The organism is Mesorhizobium sp. M7A.F.Ca.US.014.04.1.1, from assembly GCF_003998745.1.
Taxonomy (GTDB): Bacteria; Pseudomonadota; Alphaproteobacteria; order Rhizobiales; family Rhizobiaceae; genus Mesorhizobium; species Mesorhizobium ciceri.
The window spans coordinates 1-1,776 of the sequence record NZ_RZRW01000854.1; the positions used below are offsets into that span (position 1 = coordinate 1).

Annotated in this window: 1 protein-coding gene and 1 pseudogene; both read right to left on the reverse strand. The window is 64.5% G+C overall.

The genetic code is table 11. The features are described 5' to 3' along the window. A pseudogene (locus EOA22_RS39235) lies at positions 1–242 on the reverse strand (sarcosine oxidase subunit gamma); the annotation flags it as partial. Continuing rightward, the coding region (locus EOA22_RS32340) for a glycine cleavage T C-terminal barrel domain-containing protein (protein WP_281040809.1) at positions 235–1,776 on the reverse strand (1,542 nt) is incomplete at its 5' end. The pseudogene EOA22_RS39235 and the gene EOA22_RS32340, both read right to left, overlap by 8 nt.

Genomic DNA, 1,776 nt, shown 5'->3' on the forward strand with positions numbered 1-1,776 from the left:
GCCGAATGGGTGCTGGCGAAATTCTTCGCCATCGACTTTTCGCTGCCGGCCTTTCCCAATGGCGCCGGCCCGGTGACGGTGCGGATGGCTGCGATCAGCCTCTTCTCCTCGCCGGGCCAGGCGGCGAGTTGCACGATCGAGCCCGGCCTCGTCTCGGTCAGGATGATCTCGACGCCATGCTCGAAATTGCCGTGCGAGCCGACGTGAAATTCCGGCTCAAGCGGGGATTGGTGCTCAACCATGCATGCGGCTCCCGTCCGGATCGAAGAAGTGGTTGGAGACGATCTCGACCGGTCCGAACCGGTTGCGCAAGGGATCGGAGACGTGGGCGCGCGTGCCGTGCCGTGCCTTGCCGCCCTCGACCAGCGCCAGCGCGATATGTCTGCCGAGCGCCGGCGAATAGCAGCAGGCGGTGATATGGCCGATGGAGTCGTGCGGATTGGCTTCGTCAACCTCCTCGACGATGTGGGCGCCACCGTTGAGCGGCCGGTTATCGAGAGCGATCAGGCCGACCAGTTCGAGGCGGTCCGATGCGATCAAGCCTTCGCGGTCCATCATCGCCGAGCCGATGAACGGCTTCTTCTTCGACAGCATCCAGTCGAGATGCAGGTCGCGCGCCGTGGTGCGGCCGTCGATCTCGGCGCCGGTGACATGGCCCTTTTCGATGCGCATGGTGCCCAATGCCTCAAGACCGTAGGTGACCAGCCCGAACGGCTTGCCGGCTTCGACAAGCGCTTTCCAGACATGGGTGCCATGGCCGGCGCCGGAATAGACCTCGAAGGCCATTTCACCGGAGAAGGACAGCCGGCAGATCATCACCGGCACGCCTGATATTTCGCCGCGCACGATGCCCATGAAGGGCAAGGTGGCGTTGTCGACCGACGTGCCGGTGACACAGGCGGCGAGGATCTGCCTGGCCTTCGGGCCGCCGATCGCGGCACCTGCCCATTCGTCTGTCACCGAGGTGACGTGGACTTTCAGCTCCGGCCAGATCACGTCGAGGAAATATTCCAGATGCTGCATCACCTTGCCGGCGTTGGCCGTGGTGGTGGTCATCAGAAAATCCTGCTCGCCGAGCCGCCAGGTGGTGCCATCGTCGAAGGCGAGGCCGTCCTCGCGCAGCATCAGCCCGTAGCGGGCCTTGCCGACGGCCAGCGTCGAAAACATGTTGGTGTAGACGCGGTCGAGGAATGCGGCGGCATCAGGGCCTTGCACCGCGATCTTACCCAGTGTCGAGACATCGACGATGCCGGCGCTTTCGCGCGTCGCCTTGGCTTCGCGCACATAGGCCTGCTCGACCGTTTCGCCTGAAAGCCCATAGATCATCGGCCGGTACCAGAGGCCGGCGGAATACATCGTCGCGCCATTGGCCAGATGCCAGTCATGCATCGGCGTCAATCGTTCTGGCTTCAGGTCGCCAAAACGCTCGGCAGCCAGCGAGCCGATCGACACCGGAGCAAAGGGCGGCCGGAAGCGTGTCGTGCCGACCTCGGGGATCGGCTTGCCCAGCGCCTCGGCCATGATGGCAAGGCCAGGCACGTTGGAGCTCTTGCCCTGGTCGGTCGCCATGCCGAGCGTGGTGTAGCGCTTGAGATGCTCGACCGAGACAAAGCCTTCCCGGTGAGCCAGCCGCACGTCCTCGGCCGTTACGTCATGCTGGAAATCGACAAAGCTCTTGCCCGTGGCCCTGATCTCGAACACCGGGGCGGGGTCGGGATCGCCAGGCACTGCTTCGACGGTCGGCAGCATGGACGGTGTGCTCTGCCCGCATGCGGC